We start from the raw sequence: 23,758 nt of genomic DNA, 5'->3' as shown, positions 1-23,758 counted from the left end.
TGATGCCCTGGATCGGCCAGCGGCCACCCAAAAGGCACCCGACTGGCCTGCAATCCGGTTACACCGGTTTGACGTCGATGATTTCGACTTCGAAGGTCAGGGTCTTGCCGGCCAGGGGATGGTTGAAGTCAACGGTGACCTGGTTGTCGTCGAACACCTTCACCACACCCGGCAGTTCGGTGCGCGCCGCATCCTGAAAGCTCACCATCAGGCCCTCGGAAAGCTTCATCCCGGCGAACTGGCCACGCGGCATGACCTGCACATTCTGCGGATTCGGCTGGCCGAAGCCCTGCTCCGGCGAGACCTGCAGGGTACGCTTGTCGCCGGCCTTTAGCCCATAGAGCTGCTGCTCGAAACCCGGCAGCAGGTTGCCGTCACCGACCGTGAAGGTGGCTGGCTTCTTGTCGAACGTGCTGTCGACCAGCTCGCCCGTCTCCAGGCCGAGCGCGAAATGCAGGGTGACTTCCTTGTCCGGCCCAATGCGCTGTTCAGTCATGTGCGGATTCTCCGGTCTTGTTGCTCTTGAACATGTCCAGCGCCAGCATCACGGCGCCGACGGTGATGGCGCTATCGGCGATGTTGAACGCCGGGAAATACCAACGGTTCTGCCAATGCACCAGAATGAAATCGACCACGTGACCCAGGACCACGCGGTCATAGAGATTGCCCAGCGCGCCACCGAGAACCAGCGCCAACGCCACCGCCAGCCAGGTTTCACTGGCCTTCAGACGCTTGAGCCAGATCACCAGCACGATGCTCACACCGATCGCGATCAACGCGAACAGCCAGCGCTGCCAGCCACTATGGTCGGCCAGGAAACTGAACGCTGCCCCGGTGTTGTAGGCCAGGGTCCAGGCAAAGTAGCCCGGAATCACGTCCATCTTCTGATACAGGCTGAAGTTGGCCTCGAAGTAATGCTTGGTCACCTGATCGAAGGCGATTACCAGCATGCTGAGCCACAGCCAGGCGAGTCTGCCGAAACGCGCACTCATGCAGCTGCCTCCGCTGGAACACCGCGCGGTAGGGTGGGCTTTAGCCCACCGAGACTGAAGGCAGCATCGTGATGGTGGGCTGAAGCCCACCCTACGATCGTACGCAGAGGGTCACGCATAGTGACGGACCTCACCGGCGCCTTCGATATTTTCCACGCAGCGACCGCAGATTTCCGGGTGCTCGGCATGGCTGCCAACGTCCGGCAAATGGTGCCAGCAACGGCCGCACTTGCTGTGCTCGGTTTTCTTGACCAGCAGCTTGAGCCCGGCCAGTTCGCTATCCACGGCCTCGGCAGGCGCCTGGGCCAGAGGTGCGATGTCGACGGCCGAAGTGATCAGCACGAAGCGCAGCTCGTTGCCCAGCCTGGCCAGCTCCGCAGCCAGCGCTTCTTCTGCATACAGCGTGACTTCCGCTTGCAGGTTGCCGCCAATGGTTTTCGCCGCACGCTGGTTTTCCAGCTCCTTGTTCACCGCGCTCTTGACCGCCATGACCTTGTCCCAGAAGGCGCGATCCAGCTCGGCGCTTTGTGGCAGCTCGGTCAGGCCCGCGTACCAGGTGTTGAGCATCACCGACTCGTTGCGCTCGCCCGGCAGGTACTGCCAGATCTCCTCGGCGGTGAATGCCAGGATCGGCGCGATCCAGCGCACCAGCGCTTCGGCGATGTGATAAAGCGCAGTCTGGCAGGAACGGCGCGGCAGGCTGTTCGCACCAGTGGTGTACTGGCGGTCCTTGATGATGTCCAGATAGAAGCCGCCCAACTCCTGAACGCAGAAGTTGTGCACCTTCTGGTAGACGTTCCAGAAACGGTAGGTGGTGTAAGCCTCCTCGATCTCGCGCTGCAGCAGCAGCGCACGGTCGATGGCCCAGCGATCCAACGCGATCAGCTGATCGTTCGGCACCATGTGCTGTGCCGGATCGAAGCCGTCGAGGTTGGAGAGCAGGAAGCGCGCGGTATTGCGGATGCGGCGGTAGGCATCGGCGCTGCGCTGCAGGATCTGCTTGGACACCGCCATCTCGCCGGAGTAGTCGGTGGCCGAAACCCACAGACGCAGGATATCGGCGCCCATGCTGTCGGTGATTTCCTGCGGCGCGATCACGTTGCCGAGGGACTTGGACATCTTGCGGCCGTTCTCGTCCACGGTGAAACCGTGGGTCAGCAGGCCCTTGTACGGTGCATGACCATCGATGGCTGCGCCAGTCAGCAGCGAGGAATGGAACCAGCCGCGATGCTGGTCGGAACCTTCCAGATACAGGTCTGCGCGCGGGCCCTGATCATGCCCCATCGGGTGCGAACCGCGCATCACGTGCCAATGGGTAGTGCCGGAATCGAACCAGACATCCAGGGTGTCGCTGATCTTTTCGTACTGTGCCGCTTCGTCGCCCAGCAGCTCGCTCTCGTCCAGTTTCGACCAGGCCTCGATGCCGCCCTGCTCGACGCGCTGCGCCACCGCTTCCATCAGCTCGACGGTACGCGGATGCAGCTCACCGCTTTCCTTGTGCAGGAAGAACGGGATCGGCACGCCCCAGGTACGCTGGCGCGAGATGCACCAGTCCGGACGCCCGGCGATCATGCCATGCAGGCGCGCCTGGCCCCAGGCTGGAACGAATTCGGTCTGTTCGATGGCGTCCAGCGCGCGACGGCGCAGCGAGCTGCCATCGTGGGCGACCTTGTCCATGCCGACGAACCACTGCGCGGTGGCGCGGTAGATCAGCGGCGTCTTGTGTCGCCAGCAGTGCATGTAGCTGTGCTGGATTGACTCGTGCTTGAGCAGCGCGCCGACCTCGGCGAGCTTCTCGACGATGGCCGGGTTGGCCTTCCAGATGAACTGGCCGCCGAAGAACGGCAGGTCCGGGACATAGACGCCGTTGCTCTGCACCGGACCGAGAATGTCGTCATTCTCCATGCCGTAGTGCTTGCAGGAGCGGAAGTCGTCTTCACCATAGGCAGGCGCCGAGTGGACGATGCCGGTACCGGCACCGGTTTCGACGTATTCGGCCAGGTACACGGGAGCGAAGCGCTCGTAGAACGGATGGCAGAAGCGGATCAACTCCAGCGCCCTGCCTTCGCAACGGGCGATGATCTCGCCGGACAGGCCGTAGCGCTGCAGGCAGGACTCAACCAGCTCCTCGGCCAGCACCAGCAGACGCTCGCCGGTGTCGACCAGCGCATAGACGAACTCGGGGTGCACGTTCAGCGCCTGGTTGGCCGGGATGGTCCAGGGCGTGGTGGTCCAGATGACGATGCTGGCGCGTTTGGCCAGGCGATCGAGACCGAACGCGGCGGCCAGCTTGTCGGCGTCCTCGACCTCGAAGGCGACGTCGATGGCATCGGACTTCTTGTCCTGGTATTCGACCTCCGCTTCGGCCAGTGCCGAGCCGCAGTCGAAGCACCAGTTCACCGGTTTCAGGCCCTTGAAGACGAAGCCGCCCTCGACCAGCTTCGCCAGAGCACGGATCTCGCCGGCCTCGTTGACGAAATCCATGGTTTTGTACGGATTGTCCCAATCGCCGAGCACACCGAGACGGATGAAGTCGGCCTTCTGCCCTTCGATCTGCTCGGCCGCGTAGGCGCGGCAGCGCTCGCGGGTCAGGTCGGCGGGCTGGTTCTTGCCGAAGGTGGTCTCGACCTTGTGCTCGATCGGCAGGCCATGGCAATCCCAGCCCGGCACGTAGGGCGCGTCGAAACCGGCCAGCGTGCGTGAGCGGACGATCATGTCCTTGATCACCTTGTTCACCGCATGACCGATGTGAATGTTGCCGTTGGCGTACGGCGGGCCGTCGTGCAGGACGAATTTCGGGCGACCTTCGCCGATCTGCCGCAGCTTCCGGTACAGGTCAATGCTGTTCCAGCGCTGCAGAATCTCCGGCTCGCGCTGTGGCAGACCGGCCTTCATCGGAAATGCCGTGGACGGCAGATTGAGGGTCGCTTTGTAATCGGTCATTTCAGTCCTGACTCGTCATAAGGGGTGAAGCCCGCCAATAATCGCGGGCAGCGGCGATATCCGCATCGATCGCCGTCTTGAGCGCCTCCAGCGAGGCGAAGCGCTGCTCGTCGCGCAGCTTGCGATGGAAGGTGACCTGTACCAGACGCCCGTACAGGTCACCCTGGTAATCGAGCAGGTGCACTTCCAGATGGGGCCTGCCGTCGCTCTCGACCGTGGGCCGCATGCCGATGTTGGCCACGCCCGCCAGCGCTATGCCTTCCAGCTTGAGCGTGACGACGAAGACGCCACTGAGCGGCGTGTTGCGGCGCTTGAGTTGCACATTGGCCGTTGGAGCACCCAGCTGGCGCCCCAGCTTCTGCCCATGCATGACCCGGCCGGTGATGCCGAACGGCCGGCCAAGCAGGGCTTCGGCCAGCACCAGATCGCCTTCGGCCAATACCTGGCGCAATCGTGTGCTGCTGACCCGCTCGCCATCCACCTCGATGGTCGTGGCCGCCTCGACGGTGAAGCCTTCGGCAGCGCCGGCCTTGAGCAGGAAATCGAAATCCCCGGCACGGTCACAGCCGAAACGGAAATCGTCGCCGACCTCCAGATGCTGCACCCCAAGCCCCTCCACCAACGTGGCGTGGACGAACTCCGCGGCGCTCAGCTCACGCAGCCGGCGGTTGAATGCCAGGCACAGCACCAGATCGACGCCCTGCTCGCTCAACAACTGCAGCTTTTCACGCAACCGGGTCAGACGCGCAGGCGCCTTGTCCGGCGAAAAGAATTCACGCGGTTGCGGCTCGAAGATCACCACGCAACTGGGCAAACCCAGCTCGGCCGCACGCTCGCGCAAACGCGCCAGGATGGCCTGATGCCCCCGGTGCACGCCGTCGAAATTGCCGATGGTGGCGACGCAGCCCCGATGTCGGGGGCGCAGGTTGTGAAGGCCTCGAACCAGCTGCATACCGCACTTCTTGCTTGAAAAGTGGCCGATTATACGCATGTGCCGAGCATCCCGGACAGGTTTGCATCGGCCCGACAGCATCGATCAATGCCGCAAATGTCGCGGCCGCAACCCTGTCAGCAGGAGTCCGCCGGCAAATGCCGCCAAGCCGGCGCAGACCAGCAATCCCAGCTGCAGCGCCCGCTGCTGCCAGCCCCAGGCGAACCACTCCTGCGCAGGCACATTGAGCCACCAGACCACCGCCACCATCGCCGCGCAGGCCGCCGCCAGGCGCAGGCCGAACAGCCACCAGCCAGGTGCCGGCCGATAAACGCCGATCTTGTAAAGCCCCCAGAACAGCAGCACGGCATTGAGCATGGACGACAACGATGTCGCCAGGGCGAGCCCCACATGCTGCAGCGGCCAGATCAGGATCAGGTTCATCACCATGTTCGCCACCATGCAGATCACGGCGACACGCACGGGTGTCTTCAGGTCCTGGCGCGCGAAGAAGCCAGGCGCAAGCACCTTGATCAGCATGAAAGCCAGCACGCCCAGCGAATAGGCCTGCAGCGCCCTGGCCGACTGCACCACCGCCTCCTCGCTCATGGCACCGTAATAGAACAGGCTGGCGATCATCGGCTCGGCGAGAATGCCTAGCGCCAGCGCAGCCGGCACACCGACCAGCAGCACCATGCGCAATGCCCAGTCGAGCGTCGCGGAAAATGCCTTCGGGTCCTCACCCGCATGCTGGCGCGACAGACTCGGCAGGATCACCGTGCCGATGGCGATGCCGAAGGCGCCCAGCGGCAACTCGGACAGGCGGTCGGCGTAATACAGCCAGGACACACTGCCGGTCTGCAAAAAGGACGCCAGTACGGTATCGAGCAGCAGGTTGATCTGGCTGACCGATACGCCGAACAGCGCCGGCACCATCAACAGCATGATGCGCCGCACACCCTCGTCACCCCGCTTGACTCGCGGCCGGGGCAACAGGCCCAACTTGGCGACGTACGGCAGCTGGAAAGCCAGCTGTGCAAAGCCGGCGATGAACACCCCCCAGGCCAGCGCCATGATCGGCTGATCGAAATACGGCGTGAGGAATAACGCCGAGGCGATCATGCAGACATTCAGCAACACGGGCGTGAAGCCGGGCACCGCAAAATGCCCATAGCTGTTGAGCACGCCAGAGGTGAAGGCGGTCAGCGAGATCAGCATCAGATAGGGGAAGGTTATGCGCAGCAGCTCGCCAGCCAGTTGCATCTTCGCCGGATCGTCATGGAAGCCCGGCGCGAAGACCATCACCACATAGGGCGCGAACAGCACACCCAGCGCAGTCAGTCCCGCAAGAATGAGCCCCAGCATACCGGCGGTGCGATCCACCAACTGCTTGACGTCGGCCAGCGAGCGCCTGGTGCGATATTCCGACAACACCGGCACGAAGGCCTGGGCGAACGCCCCCTCGGCGAACAGCCGACGCAGGAAGTTGGGAATCTTGAATGCGATGAAGAAGGCGTCAGCCGCGGCACCAGAACCGAAGTAGCTGGCGACGACCATATCGCGTACCATGCCCAGCATGCGTGACAGCAGGGTCATGACACTGACCACCGCGCTGGAACGCAACAATCCGCCCTTGCCGGTTTTTTCGGACATTTGTCTTCCTAGAATTGCAGCGAGATTGATCGACCGAGCGCTCGGCGCCGGCCGGATCGATGGCCAGTTACGACACGAAAAGAGGCGGCGAGTTTAGCCGCAGCCCTTCTGTCCGACCAGCTTCTCAAGCCGTTCGACCAGGCTTGACAAGCGACCTTCGCGTCGGCATGATTCGCGGCCTTATTTGCTTTGCAATCCCCCACGTTTTCGAGGAGTTCGACGGTGGCCAACAGCCCTTCCGCCAAAAAACGCGCAATTCAGGCTGAGAAGCGTCGCAGCCACAACGCCAGCTTGCGCTCCATGGTTCGTACCTACATCAAGAATGTGGTCAAGGCCATCGACGCCAAAGACCTGGACAAGGCCCGCGCAGCCTACACTGCAGCCGTACCGGTCATTGACCGCATGGCTGACAAAGGCATCATCCACAAGAACAAAGCTGCTCGTCACAAGAGCCGCCTGAACGGCCACATCAAGGCCCTCGGCGAAGCTGCTGCAGCCTAACTGCGGTGTTCTTGAAAAAACCGGCCTGGCGCCGGTTTTTTTATGCCTGCAGTTTCTCCAAACGCATGGCCACAAGCCCAAAAGCAACAGCGCACCTGCGGGAGGCGCACCCTCGCGACGATGCAGGCCACAGACCCGCCTGAAGCCTGGCTTTTATCCTGCTGCCACCCTGCGGAGTATTGAGCGAAGCCTCGGTTCGCCGCCCTCAACCCAACCTACGGCCTGAACGCCTGCGGCCAGGGCAGGATCGGAATCGCCGTCACCGCATTCTGCGGACTGCCCTCGATGACACGGTCACTGTAGACGAGATAGACCAGCGTATTGCGCGACTCATCGAAGAACCGCACCACCTGCATGGTCTTGAAGACGAGCGACGTGCGCTCCTTGAAGACCACATCGCCATCCTCGAGCTTGCCATTGATGCGAATGGGCCCGACCTGGCGACAGGCAATGGAGGCCTCCGCACGATCCTCGGCCAGACCCAGGCCACCCTTGATACCACCGGTCTTGGCGCGCGACAGATAGCAGGTCACGCCTTCAACCAAGGGATCATCGAACGCCTCGACCACGATCTTGTGGTTCGGCCCGAGCCACTTGAACACGGTATCCACTTCGCCGACCTGCTCGGCCAATGCCGGCTGAGCCAATCCCAGCATCAAAGCCATCGCTACCAGACGCATCATCACCTCAGACCAGAATCATGTTGTCGCGATGGATCAGCTCCGGCTCGTCAACATAGCCAAGCAGCTTCTCGATCTCGTCGGACGGCCGCCCCAGAATCCGCTGCGCCTCGGCCGCACTGTAGTTGACCAGGCCACGGGCAACCTCGGCACCCTGCGGCCCGACACAGACCACCATCTCGCCACGACGAAACGCCCCCTGCACCGCCTTCACCCCGACCGGCAGCAGGCTGCGATTACCCTGGCGCAGCGCGTGCACCGCGCCATCATCCAGGGTCAGCGTGCCACGCGTCTGCAGGTGCCCGGCGAGCCATTGCTTGCGCGCCGCATGCCGACTGCACTCGGGAGCCAGCAACGTACCCAGACGCTCACCCGCCTTGAGCCGCGCCAGCACCTGCTCGATCCGCCCACCCACGATCACCGTATGCGCACCAGAGCGCGCCGCCAGACGAGCCGCACGCAACTTGGTCTGCATGCCGCCGCGACCCAACGCCCCACCAGTACCGCCCGCCACCGCATCCAGTGACGGATCATCGGCCCGAGCCTCACTGATGAGCTGTGCATCGGGATTGAGACGAGGATCGGCATCGAACATGCCATCCCTATCGGTCAGGATGACCAGCAGATCAGCCTCGACCAGATTGGCGACCAGCGCGGCAAGGGTATCGTTGTCACCGAAGCGGATCTCGTCGGTGACAACGGTGTCGTTCTCATTGATGACCGGAACGACACCGAGATCGATGAGCGTACGCAGCGTGCTACGCGCGTTGAGGTAGCGCTTGCGATCGGACAGATCGTCGTGAGTGACCAGGATCTGCGCCGTCTGCTGATCGCAGCGCGCAAAACTCGACTCCCAGGCACGGATCAGCCCCATCTGCCCTACCGCAGCCGCAGCCTGCAGTTCATGGACCGCCCTGGGACGAGAAACCCAGCCAAGACGACTCATGCCCGCGGCGACGGCGCCCGAAGAGACCAGCACGAGCTCCACACCTGCCGCACGCAACGCCACCATCTGGTCGACCCAGACGGCCATGGCATCCTGGTCGAGCCCGCGCCCATCAGCAGTCAACAGCGCACTGCCAATCTTCACTACCCAGCGCCGCGCGCCGCTCACCTTGTCCCGCATCGTTCCCGCCTTCTATTCGGCCAAAACACGTTCGGATCGGACTGCACACGAGCCAGCCCACCGACCACCCGCATGACCAGGCCGCGCAGCGGCCCGGCACTCGAATCAGCGAACGTAGATGATCTCGGCACCATCCTCGTCGTCGTCATCATCGTCGAAGTCATCGTCATCCACCTCGTCGACGGCCTTGACACCCGCGCGCCGCAGGGCGCGCTGATCGTCGAGCTCCTGCAGTCGGGCCCGAGCCTCGTCTTCGATCTGACGATCCAGCTCAGCCAGGGCCTCGGCGTACTCGGGCTCCTCGGCGATGCGCAAGGTGCGCTCATCCAGGTAGCGCATGATGGCCTGACTCAGCGCCTCGGTACCCTCACTTTCAAGCGCCGAGATGACGAATACCGGACCCTTCCAGTCCAGACGCTCGACCACCTGCCGGACACGCTGCTCACGCTCGTCTTCCAGGAGCTGATCAGCCTTGTTCAACACCAGCCAGCGGTCGCGCTGCGTCAGCGCCGGGCTGAATTTCTCCAGCTCATGCAGGATCACCTCCGCCGCATCGGCCGGATCGCCACCATCCAATGGCGCCATGTCGACGAGATGCAACAGCAGGCGAGTCCGTGCCAGGTGCTTCAGAAAGCGAATACCCAGCCCCGCACCCTCGGCCGCACCCTCGATGAGACCGGGAATGTCGGCGATCACGAAACTTTTGTAACGCCCGACACTGACCACGCCGAGATTCGGTACCAGCGTGGTGAAAGGATAATCGGCCACCTTCGGCTTGGCCGCCGACACCGAACGAATGAAGGTACTCTTGCCGGCATTCGGCAGCCCCAGCAAACCGACATCTGCCAAGACCTTCAATTCCAGCTTGAGGTCACGCGCATCGCCCGGTTTGCCTGGCGTGGTCTGTCGCGGTGCCCGATTGGTGCTGGACTTGAAGCGCGTATTGCCCAACCCGTGCCAGCCACCCTGCGCCACCAGCAGGCGCTGCCCGGCCTTGGTCAGATCACCCATGATCTCCTGGGTAGCGGCATCGATCACGGTGGTACCGACCGGCACCGGCAGGATCAGATCGTCGCCCTTGGCACCGGTGCAGTCGGTGCTGCCACCCTTCTGCCCGTTCTGCGCATTGAAGCGACGGGTATAGCGGTAGTCCACCAGGGTATTGAGGTTCTCATCGGCCTCCAGGTACACCGAGCCGCCGTCGCCGCCGTCGCCGCCGTTGGGACCACCCTTTTCGATGAACTTCTCACGACGAAAGCTCATCATGCCGTTGCCGCCGTCGCCGGCCTTTACAAAAATCGATACTTCATCGACGAATTTCATGGGAACGCCTCCCGTCGCAGGACGGGCTTAAGAAACAAGAAACGTAAGGGTCTTGCAAAAAACCCAGCGAAAACTGAATGAGCACCGAGCAGTTCTTTGCAAGAGCCTCACAGGATACAGAAACAAAAAAGCCCCGTCGCATGACAGGGCTTCTTCAGCAACGCCGCAGTTAGGCTGCGACGACGCTCACGTAGCGACGGCCGAAAGCGCCCTTCACTTCGAACTTGACCACACCTTCGACCTTGGCGAAGAGAGTGTGATCCTTACCCATGCCAACGCCGTAACCGGCATGGAACTGGGTGCCGCGCTGACGCACGATGATGTTGCCGGCCTTGATGACCTGGCCGCCATACATCTTCACGCCAAGGCGTTTGGCTTCTGAGTCGCGACCGTTGCGGGTAGAACCGCCAGCTTTTTTGTGTGCCATGAGTTCAATACTCCTGTAGGGGGATTCAGGCCCAGATTAGCCCTGAATACCGGTGATTTTGACCTCAGTGAACCACTGACGGTGGCCCTGACGCTTCATGTGATGCTTACGACGGCGGAACTTGATGATGGTCACCTTGTCGTGGCGGCCCTGGGCAACCACTTCGGCAGTGACTTTGGCACCATCGACCACCGGAGCACCGATCTTCACATCGTCGCCGTTGCCGATCAGCAGAACGCGGTCGAAAGTGACAGCTTCGCCAGTCGCAACTTCGAGTTTTTCAATCTTGAGGTATTCGCCTTCGGCAACCTTGTATTGCTTGCCGCCGGTAACGATAACTGCGTACATCTCGTATCTCCGTTGATCCTGCTCACCCAGCGCTTTGAAAGAATGATTAGTGGCTGGCATGGCTGCATGGGGCCGGAAGTTGACGCCCGTGCAATTGCGTAAGGCAGGGAAATGCCCAGGGGGAAGTTCAGGGTCCGCGATTGTACGCATGCGGCACACCCCGCGCAATAGCCAACGGGCGTTGCCTTGACAGTGCCAGACCCGCCCCCTAGCATGCCGCGCAATCTGCGAGGAGTCCCCGATGCAACCCCAGCCTTTCTATCAAGTTGTGGCGGACGATTTTGCCGCTGTCGACGGCATCATCCGCAAGCAACTGACTTCGCGCGTCCCTCTGGTGGAAAAGATCGGGGATTACATCACGTCGGCTGGCGGCAAACGCCTGCGTCCGCTGCTGGTGCTGCTCAGCGGCAGTGCGCTCGGTCATCAGGGCGACCAGTTGCGCCTGCTTGCCGCCATCATCGAGTTCTTGCACACCTCGACCCTGCTTCACGACGATGTCGTCGACATGTCCGGCATGCGTCGCGGCCGCTCCACCGCCAACGCCCTGTGGGGCAATGCGCCCAGCGTGCTGGTCGGCGACTTTCTATATGCGCGCTCGTTCGAAATGATGGTGGAACTGGATTCCATGCCGGTGATGCGCATCATATCGCAGGCGACTCGCGTCATCGCCGAGGGCGAGGTCCTGCAGCTGTCCAAGGTACGCGACGCCAGCACTACCGAAGAAATCTACATGGAAGTCATCCGCGGCAAGACCGCCATGCTCTTCGAAGCCTCGACGCATAGTGCGGCCACCCTGGCCGGTGCCAGCGACGAACAGCGCGAGGCGCTGCGCACCTTCGGCGATCACCTCGGCATCGCCTTCCAACTGGTCGACGACCTGCTCGACTATCAGGGCGACGCTGAGACGCTCGGCAAGAACGTCGGCGACGATCTCGCCGAAGGCAAGCCCACGCTCCCACTGATCTACACCATGCGCGAAGGCACGGCCGAGCAGGCTGCCCTGGTACGCCAGGCCATCCAGAAAGGCGGCCTGGAGGATCTCGAGAGCATTCGCGCAGCAGTGGAGGCCTCCGGCGCACTGGCGTATACCGCCAGGCTGGCACGCGACTACGCCGAGCGCGCCATCGCCTGCCTCGAAGTGGTTCCCGCCAACCAGTACCGCGACGCCCTGATGGAGCTCTGCCGCTTCGCCGTGGCGCGCACGCACTGATACCCGGCTGCTTCCTTCCTCCGCTGCGCCGCTCGGCGCAGCCATCCTGACTGACCACAACCCTCCTTCGCTACAAGGCGAGGCACCTTTGCGCTTGCATATTTGCAAATAACAATTATTCTCATTAGAAGATTGAATTGGAGGTGCCACATGACCTATCTGATAGACGCCTGGCTGGACCGGCCGCAGCCTTATCTGCGCATACTCGACCGCAATACGGGAGCCGTCTGCGTATCACTGGAAGGGGAAGCGCTGGAGGAACTGCGCGAACAGGGCGAGCTCGACCTGCAGGAACTGAGTACCAACGAACCCAGCGTGCTGAAGGAACAGATCCGCAACCTGTTCCTGTTCAGCTATGCCAGGGCGTTGCGCCCCTAGCATTCATGGCGCCGGAACGGCACCGAACCGGCGAAGCGCGCACGACGAGCATTGGCTGTTGCCGTGCGCTGAGCAGCCGATCAGAGAACGTCCAGTAGCTCGACGTCGAATACCAGCGTGCTATGGGGCGGGATGCTGCCCACGCCCTGAGCGCCGTAGGCCAGCTCGCTCGGCACATAGAGGCGCCACTTGCTACCTGCACTCATCAGTTGCAGCGCCTCGGTCCAGCCAGCGATCACGCCGCCAACCGGGAACTCGGCAGGCTGGCCGCGCTGATAGGAGCTATCGAACACGCTACCGTCGATCAAAGTGCCATGGTAGTGCGTGCGCACGCTGTCCTCTCGGGACGGCTTGGCGCCATCCCCCGTAGCCAGCACTTCATACTGCAGACCGGATTCCAGCACCACCACGCCGTCGCGCTTGGCGTTCTCGACGAGGAAGGCACGGCCTTCGGCAGCGGCGGCCTCGGCCTTCTGCTGCGCCTCGGCCTGCATCCGCTCGCGGATGACCGCGAAACTGGCGTTCAGCGCTTCCGGGGAAACCTGGCTGGCTGCACCAGCGAAGGCATCGCGAATGCCGGCGATCACCGCATCGAGGCTGATGCCCGGCGGCGGATTGTCCCGCAGCTGGTCGCCCAGCTGACGGCCGATGCCATAGCTCACGCGGGTTTCATCGGTGGAGAGATTAAGATCGGTCATGCCGGCTCCGAGAGGAAAAAAATGGTCGGCCAGCCTAGCACAGCTGAACCGGCCTGGAGCAGCGACTGCCTCGATACAGCGTTCAGCACCCTTCGGTCGCCTGGAACCTTGCGTACCCCGTGCCCTTCGGAGCACGACGGCAACGCTCCGAACAGTAGCGCACCTCGTTCCAGCAGCGCGCCCACTTGCGTCGCCATGCGAACGGGAGGCCGCATGCCACGCAAGTTTTCCGTGGGAGATCGGCCTTCTTTCTCACAGCGCTTCCCCTGCATCCAGCCGCGCCAGCAGCGTTTCGCCGCGCTGCCACAGCGCCCGCTGCCTGTCCTCGGCCATGCGCGCCAGGTTTCGGTAGGCCATGACCATCCGCGGATTGGATTGCAGCCGCTCGCGGTGACGCATGAGAAAGTGCCAATACAGCGCATTGAACGGACAGGCATCTTCCGTCGTGCTCTCGCCCACCCGGTACGAACAGCCCTGGCAGTAGTCGGACATCCGCTTGATGTATTGACCACTCGCACAGTAAGGCTTGGAACCCAGATAGCCGCCATCAGCGTGCAACACCATACCCAGCACATTGGGCAGCTCTACCCACTCGAACGCATCCATATATACCGCCAGATACCAGTCGCACAGTTCCGGCGGCGCGATACCCGCGAGCAAGGCGAAATTGCCCGTCACCATCAGCCGCTGGATGTGGTGGGCGTAGGCATGATCCAGGGTCTGCCCTATGACCTGACGCATGCAGTTCATGCGCGTCCGTCCACTCCAGTAGAACTCAGGCAGCGGCCTGGTATTTCCGAATGCATTGCGTAACGCGTAGTCGGGCATCTGCAGCCAGTAGATGCCGCGGACATATTCGCGCCAGCCGATCAGTTGGCGAATGAAACCCTCGGCAGCGTTCAGCGCAACATGGCCCTGCCGGTACGCTGCCTCTACATCGGCACATAGCCGCCGCACATCCAGCAGGCCGACGTTGAGCGCGGCGCCGATGCGCGCATGAAACAGGAAGGGCTCATCGCTGGCCATGGCATCCTGGTAGTCGCCGAACGCAGCCAGACCGAAGTCGAGAAAATGCAACCACAGCTGTTCGGCTTCTGCATGAGTAACCGGGTAATCGAAACCTTCGAGACGTCCGTAATGACCGGCGAAACGCGCAGCCACCAGCTCGAGCACTTCGCGGCTGATGGCGTCCTCGGGAAAGCGCAACTTGATGGGACCGCGCAGCCCTCGCGGCAGTGACTTGCGGTTGTCGGCGTCGAGATTCCAGACGCCGCCCTCGGGCGTACCGTCCGGATGCAGCAAAAGGCCGCACTTGCGGCGCATTTCGCGATAGAAGAATTCCATGCGCAGCTGTCGCTTGCCGTGCGCCCAGCGCGCGAACTCGCCACGCGAGCAGAGGAAACGCCGATCCTCATGCCAGGTGATCGGCAACCCGGAATGTTTCAGCGCCTGCTCGACACGCCAGTCACCGGCCTCGGTGGCATGAATCGCCCCGGGGCTATGCAAGGCAGCGAAACGCGCAAGCTCACCGGCCAGCGAGCCACTGTTGGCCGGATCGTCGAGCCGCACATAGTCCACCGTCACCCCACGCTGGCAAAGTGCCTCGGCGAAATGGCGCATGGCACTGAACAGAAATGCAATCTTCTGCGGATGATGCGGCACGTGACCCGCCTCCTCCGCCACTTCGGCAAGCAGCACTCGATCACGGGACGGATCGAGACCGCTCAGGGCGGACAAATCGAAGCTCAGCTGATCGCCAAGCACCAGCCGCAATGCCGCGACACTCACGATTCGTCATCCTGAAGAGCAGCGGTCACCGCATTGATGCAGCGACCATGGCAAAGGAACCTCACCACTGCGAGCGCATGCCGATCGGCACACGCAGCGGTTCGCGGGCACCCTCTGCGAGACCGCACATCTCGTCGTAGGGCGACTGCTGCACCAGATGAAAAGGCAGCGAGGGCAATTCACGCAGCAGGTCGCGGGCATGCTCAACCGAGCGCAGATGCCAGACCTGGCCGCGATCATCGATCAGACTGTGGCGCTGCCCTTGTAGATGGATGTCGAGAAGATAGATGCCGCCCTCGAGGGAAATCAGCTCGAGGGCATCGATACGCCCGGCATCGGCATGGCGCGCGAGGTCCTGAAAATTCATGGCAAATCCCCGGAAAAAACCGATACAGAATATTTAACAAAAATAGATTTCTGTACAGCTTTTCCAGTCGATGCCAGTAGAACGACGGGCGTTTGCCCTCAGTGCTTGGTGAGCTTGTCGAGATAACCCATGGCGAACGCCGAGACCACGAACGTCAGGTGAATGATCACATACCACATCAGCTTCTCGCTATCGAGCTGCTGGGCATCCATGAACATGCGCAGCAGATGGATCGAGGAGATCGCGACGATGGAGGCCGCGACCTTCATCTTCAACGAGCCCGAATCCATCTTGCCTAGCCAGTCGAGCTTTTCCTTGCCCTCCTCGATGTCCAGTTGCGAAACGAAATTCTCGTAGCCCGAAATCATCACCATCACGAGAAGGCCACCGACCAGCGCCATGTCGATCAGCGACAGCAGCTTGAGAATGAGCTCGGCCTCGCTCAGCGACAGGATGGCCGGCAGGATATGAAAGATTTCCTGGAAAAACTTGATCGCCAGCGCCAGCAGGGCGAACGCCAGGCCGAAATAGATGGGGGCCAGCAGCCAGCGAGCGGCGTACATGGCATTTTCGAGAATGCGCTCCATGGAGATCTCACACGAGAATGACGAAGGAAGGCGAGTATACGCAGCCGCGCCAGGCGCACCAAGGCAGGCAAGCTGCGCAGTCCGGGTGTGGATAAGATGCTCGGCCGATGCCAGCTCTTCTCGGAATAACGGGCCGGCGCAAGCGCTTCGTAGCACTCTGCTGCCGAACGGACTCTATTCCCAGCCGCTCAGAAAGCGCCCCTGATTCGCGTTGACCCGACGCAACTCAGCTTGCATGTGCAACTGCCAGATGGACGGGGCGTTCGACTCGCTGTAGCCCTGCTTCATCAGGTTCTCGGCTATCGCGGCAAGCACCGACTCAGCCATCACAGGGCCGTGGAATGGGCCCTGCACCTTGATCGCGGTGGGCTGACCGTCGGCCAGCCCGGCTGCACAGAGCAGTGTCCACAGACCGTTCCCGCCGGCAAGCGGGCGTATCGCGCATTCGATTCGGGTAACCAGGCCCAGGCACTGGCGACTCAGACATAGGTTGTGCAGCATGGCGGCGGTCCTCGCATCGGCTGGCGCGGATCTCCGGAAAATGGAGTTCGCACGCAGGCCGGTTTATCCCCTGAAGCTGTGGATAACCCTGTGAATGGAGGGTGGATGCCCTCCTTCACTGCAGACCCGCCGCCAGCGCTATCGTTCCGTTCAAAAAGCGCACAATTCGAGCAGCCTAGCTTTCCCCAGCAGCAGACGATGCCTGATCCGCTGGTGCCGACTCGCTCTTGCCTTCCTCTTCCAGTTCAATTTCGGCAATGTCACGCAGGCGCTCGACCACCCTGGCGTTGACGCTGCCCTTGGGGAAGTGCCCCTGCTCGTTGACCGTGCCGACATCCTCCCCCGCCAGAAGCGAGAGCGCCTCGTCCACCTGCCTCACCGCATAGACATGAAAGCGCTGCTGACGCACGGCTTCCAGCACGCGTTCATCGAGCATCAGCGTGGTGACGTTGGCGAAGGGAATGATCACGCCCTGCTCGCCGGTCAGCCCACGCGCCTCGCAGAGGCGGAAGAATCCTTCGATCTTCTCGTTGACGCCACCAACCGCCTGCACCTCGCCGAACTGGTTGATCGAGCCGGTGATGGCGAAGCATTGCTTGAGCGGCGTGCGAGACAGCGCCGAGATCAGTGCACAGCACTCACCCAGTGAAGCGCTGTCGCCGTCGACATAGCCGTAGGACTGTTCCAGCGCGATGCTGGCCGAAATCTCCAGCGGAAATTCCTGGGCATAGCGGCTGCCGAGGTAGCCGGTGAGGATCATCACGCCCTTGGAGTGGATCGGCTGGCCGAGGTTTACTTCGCGCTCGATATCGACGATTCCCGAGCCCCCCGGATAGACCGTGGCGGAAATACGCGCCGGCATGCCGAACGCCGAGTCGCCGACCTCCAGCACCGTCAGCCCGTTGCACTTGCCGATCGCCGCGCCTTCGCTGTCGATCAGGATCACGCCGGCGAGGATGTCCTCGAGAATCCGCGCCGACACGCGGCCGGTACGGGTCGCCTTGGCTTTCAGGGCACGTTCGATGTGGCCGACGTCGGTCACCTCGTCCTTGGCCAGTTGGCGGATGAAATCAGCCTCGCTGACCAATTGGAACAGGTCGCCGATGCGCGCCGACAGGCGCCCCTGATGCTCGGCCAGGCGCGCACTGTAGGTGGCCAGGCGCGCCACCGCTGCCGCCGTGAGCGGCGCCATGCCCTCTTCAGAGGTGCGGGTCTTCATCAACTGGGCGAATTGCTCGAGGCTGTCTTCGGCCAGCGGGATGTCCTCGTCGAAGTCCACCAAGACCCGGAACATCTCCTGAAAGTCCGGATCCAGGTCCTGCAGCGTGTAGTAGAGCTGGCGCGAGCCAATGATGATCACCTTCACGTTCAGCGGGATGACCTGCGGCGTCAGCGTCACGGTAGCCAGGCGACCCAGTTCGGCGAGCGGCGATTCCATTTTCAGCTTGCGCGACTGCAGGGCGCGCTTGAGTGCTTCCCAGACGAAGGGCTCGCTCAGCAGTTTCTCCGCTTCCAGCATGAGGAAGCCGCCATTGGCACGGTGCAACGCACCCGGGCGCAACTGGCGATAGCTGGTGTAGAGGGCGCCCTGATCGGTGTTGTATTCGATGCGGCCGAACAGGTTGTCGTAGGTCGGATGCGGCTCGAACACCACCGGCGCACCGCCATCCACTGGATGGCCGACCACCAGGCTCGGGCTGTACTGCTCTTCCAGCAGCACGCGGTTTTGCGCCTCCGGACGGTTCTCGTCCACCAGCTGCTCGACCACGGTCTTCAGCAGGTTGACCTGCACGGCCTGCAGGTACGCCTCGATACCGGCGTTCTCCGCATACTTCTCGGACAAGGGCACCAACAGCGGCTGCAGCGCCTGGCTGATAGTCTCGTCGTTGAGCTGGCGCAGTTGGTTGGTCGACTCGCGCTTCCATTGCGGCAGACTCGCCAGTTCCTCGTTCAGACGCACTTCCAGAGTCGAGATGTCCTCGTGGTAACGCTCACGCTCGGCCTCCGGCAGTTGGGCGAACTCGGTTTCGTCCAGCGCCTTGCCTTCCTTCATGGGGGTGAAGGCAATGTTGGTGCTGTCGCGATACAACGCGATTTCCTTCTCGAGCGCGAGCTTCTCGATCACATCCAGCGCCTTGTCGTAGCGCTGGTTGAAGGCGCGATCGATCGCGCTTTTCTTCTGCTGGAAGCTGGGGTGTTCGAACACGGCCGGGAAGGTCGCCAGCAGGTTGTCGATCAGTTGGTTGATGTCGGCAATGAAGGCTGTGGCGCCGCCCTGTGGCAGCTCGAGCACCCGGGGCTCGCGAGGCTCGTCGAAATTGTTCACGTAGACCCAGTCCGACGGCGTGTCCAGGCGCTTGCCCTCGGCCTTCAGATAGCGCCGCACGAAGGAGAAACGCCCGGTTCCCGGCTCGCCCATGACATACACGTTGTAACCGGGACGCGGCATCGCCACGCCGAACTGTAGCGCCTCGACTGCCCGTTCCTGGCCGAGCACGCCGAGAAAAGGTTCGAGCTCGGCGGTGGTCTTGAAGTCGAATTGGCTGGGCTCGAAGGGACGGGTCAGCGCATCGGGTGCCAGGCGCAGGCCGGCAGCGACAGTTTCAGGCATCGGGAATCCTTGCTGGAGTGGCGCGCAGCCACGTATTGATGGCGCCATTCTGGCGCTGCGTCGGCCGCGCCGCAAGGCCGGCACCCGAGCCTTCGCCAGCTCGAGAGCACCATGCAGGGAAATCGCCCGACGGGGTGCGATCCCGGAGTCTGCCAGGTCTGCCCCAGACCACCGACACAGGTAGATACATTTGACCGCACCCGCCTATTCCGATGGCCTTGATGTAGATCAAACGGTCGCTTGACCAAAAAGTGCCTCCTAGCTCCAGCCAACACAAAAAAGGAGCTTCCCGTGATGCGCTCTTCCCTCCCCCTATTGCTTAGCAGCCTAATATTCACCAGCGTCGCGAATGCCGATGACCTTCGCGAACGCGCCAATGCCATCTTCAAGCCGATACCGGACAAGGTCACCGAAGTCCGCGGGCAGAAGGTCAGCAAAGATCAGGCGATACTCGGCCACAAGCTCTGGTTCGACCCACGCCTTTCCAGCAGTCATGTCATCAGTTGCAACAGCTGCCACAACCTGAGCATCGGCGGCAGCGACAACGTACCGACCTCCATCGGCCACGGCTGGCAAAAAGGCCCGCGCAACTCGCCGACCGTACTGAATGCGGTTTTCAACGCCGCGCAATTCTGGGACGGCCGCGCCAAGGATCTGCAGGAACAGGCCAAGGGCCCGGTTCAGGCCAGCGTGGAAATGAACAGCACCCCCGAACGCGTCGTTGCGACGCTCAAGAGCATTCCCGAGTACGCCGCCGAGTTCAAAAAGGCCTTCCCCAAGGACAAGGACCCGGTCAGCTTCGACAACATGGCCTACGCCCTGGAAGCCTTCGAAGTCAGCCTGACCACTCCGAACTCGCCGTTCGACCGCTTCCTCAAGGGAGAGGACAAGGCGCTGGACGACAAGCAGAAGAAAGGCCTCGCCCTGTTCATGGACGTCGGCTGCACCGCCTGCCACAACGGCGTCAATGTCGGCGGCCAGAGCTACTTCCCGTTCGGCGTGATCAAGAAGCCGGGCGCCGACATCCTGCCGGCCGGCGACAAGGGCCGCTTCACGGTCACCAACACCGCTGACGACGAGTACGTGTTCCGCGCGGCGCCGCTGCGTAACATCGCGCTGACTCCGCCGTACTTCCACAGCGGTGAGGTCTGGGAACTGGAGCAGGCCGTGGCGATCATGGGCAACAGCCAGCTCGGCCGCCAGCTCAGCGACGACGAAGTCGGTGCCATCACCGCCTTCCTCCACAGCCTCACCGGCAAGCAGCCACAAGTGGCCTACCCCGTACTGCCAGCCAGCACTGCGGACACCCCGAAGCCGGAGTGACCGCTGCCAGTCACCCGGTGCCATGCGCCGGGTGACTCGTCCCTCTCTTCCAGACCCCGCTCAACCGCGGTTCTGCTCCTTGAGCAGATCGCGAATCTCGGTCAGCAGCAGTTCTTCCTTGGAGGGTGCCGGCGGCGCCGATGGAGCCGCGGCCTCCTTGCGCTTGAGGTGATTGATCGCCTTGATCGCCATGAAAATGGCGAAGGCGATGATCAGGAAGTCCACCACGGTCTGAATGAAGGCCCCGTAGCGCAGCAACACGGCCGGCGTTTCACCTGCTGCCTCCTTGAGCACGATCGCCAGGTCGGAGAAGTCCACTCCACCAATCAGCAGCCCCAGCGGGGGCATTACCACGCCGTCGACGAACGAAGACACGATCTTGCCGAACGCAGCGCCGACGATGATCCCCACGGCCATGTCGACGACGTTGCCACGCACGGCGAACGCCTTGAACTCGTTGATCAGACTCATATTCAAACCATCCTTCTGATAAAGACGGGCCTGCCTGCAATGACAGTGCCTCGGCGGCAGATACTGCCGTAGAGCATAGGCGGGACTGGCGACAGAGGCCACGACCACGCGCCTTTCATCGACCTGCTGCGGCGAAACGGGTTCGCTTGATCGCCGTCAACCGCTTCCGCCGGCCAGGCGATTAAGGTGGCGACCTTTCCTGACCATCCGGAGCAATCTCCATGCACATCGAACACCATCCCTTGATCAAGGAGTTTCCTGAAAAGCGCGAGCAGTTGCACAAGCTGCGTCAGGACGATCCGGCCTTCGCCCGCAAGGCCGAGGAATACGAGTCCCTGGACAAGCGCATCTGCCGGGTGGAAGACGGCGTCGAGAGCCTGGATGACGCTGCGCTGAATGTCCTCAAGCTGGAGCGCGTGAACCTGAAGGACGATATCGCTCGAGACCTCAAACGCGCCTCCGGAAGCTGCTGCGGTGGTTGCTGCGGCTGACCGCCTGAGTCGTTCCGGGAAGCCCGCATTTCGCGGGCTTCTTTCGTTCAGCGGGACGGCTACGCCATATGGGGAGCGCAGGCGCCGACCTTGACCACTGAAATCAACCAAGCAGCCCGCCGAAGCGGAAGCCCGAGCCAACCCAGACGAACGCAACCGCGGTGAGGGTGATCAGCACGATATGCACGCCCAGCTGCGGCAAGCGCTGCGCATCGAGCCGAGGGATGAGCGCAAGTCGCGCGTGGGCACCGAGCAAAGCGGTGGCTACGAGCAGAACCAGTTTGGCCTGCACCAGGCGAGCCATCGCTGACGAATCGAACCACTGGGCATGAGGCAGCCAGAGGCTCGCCAGCCAGAACCCGCTGACGATCTGCACCAGCAATGCCGGAATGCCGATGCGCTCGTAGAGCTGCTCGAAATGCCGCACCGGCTGCGGGTCACGCTGGCGCAGCGCCCCGGGCAGCACGCCGGACAGCAGCACTAGGTGCCCCCCGACCCAGACGCTGGCGCCCAGCAAATGCAGAAACAACAGATGACGCATGGGCTCACTCCTGCTCGATTTGTTTACAGTCTGAGCGGTCGTTCGCCGCTTGTGGCTGATGGCGATCAAGTCAGCCGTTATCATGCGGCACCACTGTCCCCGATCTGGAGTTTTCCATGGCCAAGGCCAAGCGCATGTATGGCTGCACCGAATGCGGCTCGACCTTCCCCAAGTGGGCCGGCCAGTGCGCTGACTGCGGTGCCTGGAACACACTGGTGGAAACGCTCATCGAAGGCGCCGCGCCACCGTCCGGGCGCGCCGGCTGGGCCGGGGAGCAGGCCAACATCAAGACCCTCGCCGAAGTCAGCGTGGAGGAAGTGCCACGCTTCTCCACCGCCTCCGGCGAACTGGACCGCGTGCTTGGCGGCGGATTGGTGGACGGTTCGGTGGTGCTGATCGGCGGCGATCCGGGTATCGGCAAGTCCACCATTCTGTTGCAGACCCTTTGTGCCATCGCCCAGCGCTTCCCGGCTCTCTACGTCACCGGCGAGGAGTCGCAGCAGCAGGTCGCCATGCGTGCCCGGCGCCTCGACCTGCCGCAGGACAAGCTCAAGGTGATGACCGAAACCTGCATCGAATCGATCATCGCCACCGCGCGCCTGGAAAAGCCCAAGGTCATGGTGATCGACTCGATCCAGACCATCTTTACCGAGCAGTTGCAGTCGGCACCAGGCGGAGTCGCCCAGGTGCGTGAAAGCGCGGCGCTGCTGGTGCGTTTCGCCAAACAGAGCGGCACGGCGATCTTCCTGGTCGGCCACGTGACCAAGGAGGGCGCACTGGCCGGCCCACGGGTCCTCGAGCACATGGTCGATACCGTGCTGTACTTCGAAGGCGAATCGGACGGGCGCCTGCGTCTGCTGCGCGCCGTGAAGAACCGCTTCGGCGCAGTCAACGAACTGGGCGTGTTCGGCATGACCGACAAGGGCCTGAAGGAAGTCACCAACCCGTCGGCGATCTTTCTCACCCGGGCCCAGGAGGCGGTACCCGGCAGCGTGGTCATGGCGACCTGGGAAGGCACCCGGCCCATGCTGGTGGAAGTGCAGGCACTGGTCGACACCAGCCACCTGGCCAATCCGCGGCGCGTCACCCTGGGGCTGGACCAGAACCGCCTGGCCATGCTGCTCGCCGTGCTGCATCGCCACGGCAGCATCCCGACCTACGATCAGGACGTTTTCATCAATGTCGTCGGCGGCGTGAAGGTGCTGGAAACCGCGGCGGACCTGGCGCTGATGGCGGCAGTGATTTCCAGCCTGCGCAACAGGCCGCTGGATACCGATCTGCTGGTGTTCGGCGAGGTCGGGCTGTCCGGCGAGATCCGCCCGGTACCCAGCGGTCAGGAACGCCTGAAGGAGGCCGCCAAGCACGGTTTCAAGCGGGCCATCGTGCCCAAGGGCAATGCGCCGAAGGAGGCACCGGCCGGGCTGCAGATCATTGCCGTGACGCGCCTTGAACAGGCGCTCGACGCGCTGTTCGAGTGATCGCTACTCGCCGCCGAGTGCAGCCAGTTCGCGTTCCAGCAGCGCCTCGTCGCCCAGATTGAGTTCGACCAGGCGACGCAGATGAGCGATCGAATCGAGGTCGGCATGTTGGCAGACGAAGCCGATCAGCTCCCCCTCTTCACGAGCCATCTCCACTTCCATGCGCACCACGGTGTCGCCGGAAAGGCGCACCTGCGCCTGGAACGGCTGCCGCGCATCGGCGTCCCAGCATTCCGGGCGGCGGACCAGCAGCCCCTTGAGGGAAAGATCGAGCAGCTCGACCGACCAGCGGCGCTCTCCCTGGACCAGTTCGGTCGCCGCATCGAACTCGATGCGCTGGAAGCGTCGGCGGTCACTCGGGGTATCACGCATCAGGTCACTCCGCAAAAT

General features: G+C 62.7%; 26 protein-coding genes. 6 read left to right on the top strand and 20 right to left on the bottom strand.

Annotation, left to right across the window (positions count from 1 at the left end):
- Positions 1-58: 58 nt before the first annotated feature.
- From B597_RS41380 to murJ, 5 genes are all read right to left on the bottom strand, one after another.
- Positions 59-496, bottom strand: a complete 438-nt coding sequence (locus B597_RS41380; protein WP_003292373.1) for an FKBP-type peptidyl-prolyl cis-trans isomerase — start codon at positions 494-496, stop codon at positions 59-61.
- Positions 489-992, bottom strand: a complete 504-nt coding sequence (gene lspA / locus B597_RS41375; protein ID WP_003292372.1) for a signal peptidase II — start codon at positions 990-992, stop codon at positions 489-491. Before lspA ends, B597_RS41380 begins: the two co-directional genes overlap by 8 nt.
- A gap of 111 nt (positions 993-1,103) precedes the next feature.
- A complete protein-coding gene (gene ileS / locus B597_RS41370) occupies positions 1,104-3,935 on the bottom strand; it encodes an isoleucine--tRNA ligase (RefSeq protein WP_003292371.1) in 2,832 nt (943 codons plus the stop codon).
- Position 3,936: 1 nt separating this feature from the next.
- Positions 3,937-4,887 carry a bifunctional riboflavin kinase/FAD synthetase gene (gene ribF / locus B597_RS41365; RefSeq protein ID WP_003292370.1) on the bottom strand — a complete coding sequence of 317 codons (951 nt, stop codon included), beginning with the start codon at positions 4,885-4,887 and terminating at the stop codon, positions 3,937-3,939.
- An 84-nt stretch (positions 4,888-4,971) separates the two neighbouring features.
- Positions 4,972-6,519 (bottom strand): murein biosynthesis integral membrane protein MurJ, encoded by a 1,548-nt coding sequence (murJ, locus tag B597_RS41360; RefSeq protein ID WP_003292369.1) that lies wholly within the window; start codon positions 6,517-6,519, stop codon positions 4,972-4,974.
- A 222-nt stretch (positions 6,520-6,741) separates the two neighbouring features.
- On the opposite strand from murJ, the gene rpsT reads away from it, so the two are divergent.
- Positions 6,742-7,020 carry a 30S ribosomal protein S20 gene (gene rpsT, locus B597_RS41355; RefSeq protein WP_003288018.1) on the top strand — a complete coding sequence of 93 codons (279 nt, stop codon included), beginning with the start codon at positions 6,742-6,744 and terminating at the stop codon, positions 7,018-7,020.
- 215 nt (positions 7,021-7,235) lie between these two features.
- On the opposite strand, the gene B597_RS41350 is transcribed toward rpsT, so the two are convergent.
- From B597_RS41350 to rplU, 5 genes are all read right to left on the bottom strand, one after another.
- Complete coding sequence (locus B597_RS41350) at positions 7,236-7,700, bottom strand: CreA family protein (RefSeq protein WP_024162396.1); 465 nt, start codon at positions 7,698-7,700, stop codon at positions 7,236-7,238.
- A gap of 7 nt (positions 7,701-7,707) precedes the next feature.
- On the bottom strand, positions 7,708-8,826 hold the full coding sequence (proB, locus tag B597_RS41345) for a glutamate 5-kinase (protein WP_003292365.1): 1,119 nt from the start codon (positions 8,824-8,826) through the stop codon (positions 7,708-7,710).
- 105 nt (positions 8,827-8,931) lie between these two features.
- Positions 8,932-10,149, bottom strand: a complete 1,218-nt coding sequence (gene cgtA / locus B597_RS41340; protein WP_003292363.1) for an Obg family GTPase CgtA — start codon at positions 10,147-10,149, stop codon at positions 8,932-8,934.
- A 169-nt stretch (positions 10,150-10,318) separates the two neighbouring features.
- Complete coding sequence (rpmA, locus tag B597_RS41335; RefSeq protein ID WP_003292362.1) at positions 10,319-10,576, bottom strand: 50S ribosomal protein L27; 258 nt, start codon at positions 10,574-10,576, stop codon at positions 10,319-10,321.
- A gap of 36 nt (positions 10,577-10,612) precedes the next feature.
- Positions 10,613-10,924, bottom strand: a complete 312-nt coding sequence (rplU, locus tag B597_RS41330; protein WP_003292361.1) for a 50S ribosomal protein L21 — start codon at positions 10,922-10,924, stop codon at positions 10,613-10,615.
- Between the two features lie 241 nt (positions 10,925-11,165).
- Here rplU and B597_RS41325 point away from each other — a divergent pair, with 241 nt between their 5' ends.
- Entirely contained in the window at positions 11,166-12,134 is a 969-nt protein-coding gene (locus B597_RS41325) for a polyprenyl synthetase family protein (RefSeq protein ID WP_003292360.1), read from the top strand.
- A 150-nt stretch (positions 12,135-12,284) separates the two neighbouring features.
- Positions 12,285-12,512 (top strand): PA4570 family protein, encoded by a 228-nt coding sequence (locus B597_RS41320; protein WP_003292358.1) that lies wholly within the window; start codon positions 12,285-12,287, stop codon positions 12,510-12,512.
- An 80-nt stretch (positions 12,513-12,592) separates the two neighbouring features.
- On the opposite strand, the gene B597_RS41315 is transcribed toward B597_RS41320, so the two are convergent.
- The 7 genes from B597_RS41315 to B597_RS41290 form a co-directional block, all read right to left on the bottom strand.
- The gene (locus B597_RS41315; protein ID WP_003292356.1) at positions 12,593-13,210 is read right to left on the bottom strand and encodes a BamJ family beta-barrel-assembly machinery protein; all 618 of its coding nucleotides are present in this window, start codon (positions 13,208-13,210) and stop codon (positions 12,593-12,595) included.
- A gap of 82 nt (positions 13,211-13,292) precedes the next feature.
- Positions 13,293-13,466 (bottom strand): DUF2256 domain-containing protein, encoded by a 174-nt coding sequence (locus tag B597_RS46580; protein WP_003292355.1) that lies wholly within the window; start codon positions 13,464-13,466, stop codon positions 13,293-13,295.
- Positions 13,463-14,998 (bottom strand): cryptochrome/photolyase family protein, encoded by a 1,536-nt coding sequence (locus tag B597_RS41310; RefSeq protein ID WP_003292354.1) that lies wholly within the window; start codon positions 14,996-14,998, stop codon positions 13,463-13,465. Before B597_RS41310 ends, B597_RS46580 begins: the two co-directional genes overlap by 4 nt.
- A 61-nt stretch (positions 14,999-15,059) precedes the next feature.
- Positions 15,060-15,365 (bottom strand): DUF6482 family protein, encoded by a 306-nt coding sequence (locus B597_RS41305; protein WP_003292353.1) that lies wholly within the window; start codon positions 15,363-15,365, stop codon positions 15,060-15,062.
- 98 nt (positions 15,366-15,463) lie between these two features.
- Positions 15,464-15,952 (bottom strand): TIGR00645 family protein, encoded by a 489-nt coding sequence (locus tag B597_RS41300; protein WP_003292352.1) that lies wholly within the window; start codon positions 15,950-15,952, stop codon positions 15,464-15,466.
- Positions 15,953-16,126: 174 nt separating this feature from the next.
- Positions 16,127-16,453, bottom strand: coding sequence for a PA4575 family protein (locus tag B597_RS41295; protein WP_003292351.1), 327 nt, complete (start codon positions 16,451-16,453; stop codon positions 16,127-16,129).
- A gap of 175 nt (positions 16,454-16,628) precedes the next feature.
- Positions 16,629-19,064 carry a Lon protease family protein gene (locus B597_RS41290; RefSeq protein ID WP_003292349.1) on the bottom strand — a complete coding sequence of 812 codons (2,436 nt, stop codon included), beginning with the start codon at positions 19,062-19,064 and terminating at the stop codon, positions 16,629-16,631.
- A gap of 294 nt (positions 19,065-19,358) precedes the next feature.
- Here B597_RS41290 and B597_RS41285 point away from each other — a divergent pair, with 294 nt between their 5' ends.
- The gene (locus B597_RS41285; protein WP_003292347.1) at positions 19,359-20,387 is read left to right on the top strand and encodes a cytochrome-c peroxidase; all 1,029 of its coding nucleotides are present in this window, start codon (positions 19,359-19,361) and stop codon (positions 20,385-20,387) included.
- A gap of 60 nt (positions 20,388-20,447) precedes the next feature.
- On the opposite strand, the gene mscL is transcribed toward B597_RS41285, so the two are convergent.
- Positions 20,448-20,858, bottom strand: a complete 411-nt coding sequence (mscL, locus tag B597_RS41280; RefSeq protein WP_003292345.1) for a large-conductance mechanosensitive channel protein MscL — start codon at positions 20,856-20,858, stop codon at positions 20,448-20,450.
- Positions 20,859-21,079: 221 nt separating this feature from the next.
- On the opposite strand from mscL, the gene B597_RS41275 reads away from it, so the two are divergent.
- Positions 21,080-21,349 carry an HP1242/YdcH family protein gene (locus B597_RS41275; RefSeq protein ID WP_003292344.1) on the top strand — a complete coding sequence of 90 codons (270 nt, stop codon included), beginning with the start codon at positions 21,080-21,082 and terminating at the stop codon, positions 21,347-21,349.
- Positions 21,350-21,452: 103 nt separating this feature from the next.
- Here B597_RS41275 and B597_RS41270 read toward each other — a convergent pair whose 3' ends face one another.
- The gene (locus B597_RS41270; protein ID WP_003292342.1) at positions 21,453-21,890 is read right to left on the bottom strand and encodes a CopD family protein; all 438 of its coding nucleotides are present in this window, start codon (positions 21,888-21,890) and stop codon (positions 21,453-21,455) included.
- Between the two features lie 116 nt (positions 21,891-22,006).
- Here B597_RS41270 and radA point away from each other — a divergent pair, with 116 nt between their 5' ends.
- Positions 22,007-23,368 carry a DNA repair protein RadA gene (gene radA / locus B597_RS41265; RefSeq protein WP_003292341.1) on the top strand — a complete coding sequence of 454 codons (1,362 nt, stop codon included), beginning with the start codon at positions 22,007-22,009 and terminating at the stop codon, positions 23,366-23,368.
- Between the two features lie 3 nt (positions 23,369-23,371).
- On the opposite strand, the gene B597_RS41260 is transcribed toward radA, so the two are convergent.
- Complete coding sequence (locus B597_RS41260; protein WP_003292340.1) at positions 23,372-23,740, bottom strand: PilZ domain-containing protein; 369 nt, start codon at positions 23,738-23,740, stop codon at positions 23,372-23,374.
- Positions 23,741-23,758 lie beyond the last annotated feature (18 nt).

This window comes from Stutzerimonas stutzeri KOS6, from assembly GCF_000307775.2.
Taxonomy (GTDB): domain Bacteria; phylum Pseudomonadota; class Gammaproteobacteria; order Pseudomonadales; family Pseudomonadaceae; genus Stutzerimonas; species Stutzerimonas stutzeri_B.
Note: the sequence above shows the minus strand (reverse complement) of the source record. Positions and strands in the feature narration are given on the sequence as shown.

Excerpts from the sequence above, each read along its gene's own strand:
- B597_RS41380 (WP_003292373.1), bottom strand. The coding sequence starts at position 496 with ATGACTGAACAGCGCATTGGGCCGGACAAGGAAGTCACCCTGCATTTC.
- lspA (WP_003292372.1), bottom strand. The coding sequence starts at position 992 with ATGAGTGCGCGTTTCGGCAGACTCGCCTGGCTGTGGCTCAGCATGCTG.
- ileS (WP_003292371.1), bottom strand. The coding sequence starts at position 3,935 with ATGACCGATTACAAAGCGACCCTCAATCTGCCGTCCACGGCATTTCCG.
- ribF (WP_003292370.1), bottom strand. The coding sequence starts at position 4,887 with ATGCAGCTGGTTCGAGGCCTTCACAACCTGCGCCCCCGACATCGGGGC.
- murJ (WP_003292369.1), bottom strand. The coding sequence starts at position 6,519 with ATGTCCGAAAAAACCGGCAAGGGCGGATTGTTGCGTTCCAGCGCGGTG.
- B597_RS41350 (WP_024162396.1), bottom strand. The coding sequence starts at position 7,700 with ATGCGTCTGGTAGCGATGGCTTTGATGCTGGGATTGGCTCAGCCGGCA.
- proB (WP_003292365.1), bottom strand. The coding sequence starts at position 8,826 with ATGCGGGACAAGGTGAGCGGCGCGCGGCGCTGGGTAGTGAAGATTGGC.
- cgtA (WP_003292363.1), bottom strand. The coding sequence starts at position 10,149 with ATGAAATTCGTCGATGAAGTATCGATTTTTGTAAAGGCCGGCGACGGC.
- rpmA (WP_003292362.1), bottom strand. The coding sequence starts at position 10,576 with ATGGCACACAAAAAAGCTGGCGGTTCTACCCGCAACGGTCGCGACTCA.
- rplU (WP_003292361.1), bottom strand. The coding sequence starts at position 10,924 with ATGTACGCAGTTATCGTTACCGGCGGCAAGCAATACAAGGTTGCCGAA.
- B597_RS41325 (WP_003292360.1), top strand. The coding sequence starts at position 11,166 with ATGCAACCCCAGCCTTTCTATCAAGTTGTGGCGGACGATTTTGCCGCT.
- B597_RS41320 (WP_003292358.1), top strand. The coding sequence starts at position 12,285 with ATGACCTATCTGATAGACGCCTGGCTGGACCGGCCGCAGCCTTATCTG.
- B597_RS41315 (WP_003292356.1), bottom strand. The coding sequence starts at position 13,210 with ATGACCGATCTTAATCTCTCCACCGATGAAACCCGCGTGAGCTATGGC.
- B597_RS41305 (WP_003292353.1), bottom strand. The coding sequence starts at position 15,365 with ATGAATTTTCAGGACCTCGCGCGCCATGCCGATGCCGGGCGTATCGAT.
- B597_RS41300 (WP_003292352.1), bottom strand. The coding sequence starts at position 15,952 with ATGGAGCGCATTCTCGAAAATGCCATGTACGCCGCTCGCTGGCTGCTG.
- B597_RS41295 (WP_003292351.1), bottom strand. The coding sequence starts at position 16,453 with ATGCTGCACAACCTATGTCTGAGTCGCCAGTGCCTGGGCCTGGTTACC.
- B597_RS41290 (WP_003292349.1), bottom strand. The coding sequence starts at position 19,064 with ATGCCTGAAACTGTCGCTGCCGGCCTGCGCCTGGCACCCGATGCGCTG.
- B597_RS41285 (WP_003292347.1), top strand. The coding sequence starts at position 19,359 with ATGCGCTCTTCCCTCCCCCTATTGCTTAGCAGCCTAATATTCACCAGC.
- mscL (WP_003292345.1), bottom strand. The coding sequence starts at position 20,858 with ATGAGTCTGATCAACGAGTTCAAGGCGTTCGCCGTGCGTGGCAACGTC.
- B597_RS41275 (WP_003292344.1), top strand. The coding sequence starts at position 21,080 with ATGCACATCGAACACCATCCCTTGATCAAGGAGTTTCCTGAAAAGCGC.
- B597_RS41270 (WP_003292342.1), bottom strand. The coding sequence starts at position 21,890 with ATGCGTCATCTGTTGTTTCTGCATTTGCTGGGCGCCAGCGTCTGGGTC.
- radA (WP_003292341.1), top strand. The coding sequence starts at position 22,007 with ATGGCCAAGGCCAAGCGCATGTATGGCTGCACCGAATGCGGCTCGACC.
- B597_RS41260 (WP_003292340.1), bottom strand. The coding sequence starts at position 23,740 with ATGCGTGATACCCCGAGTGACCGCCGACGCTTCCAGCGCATCGAGTTC.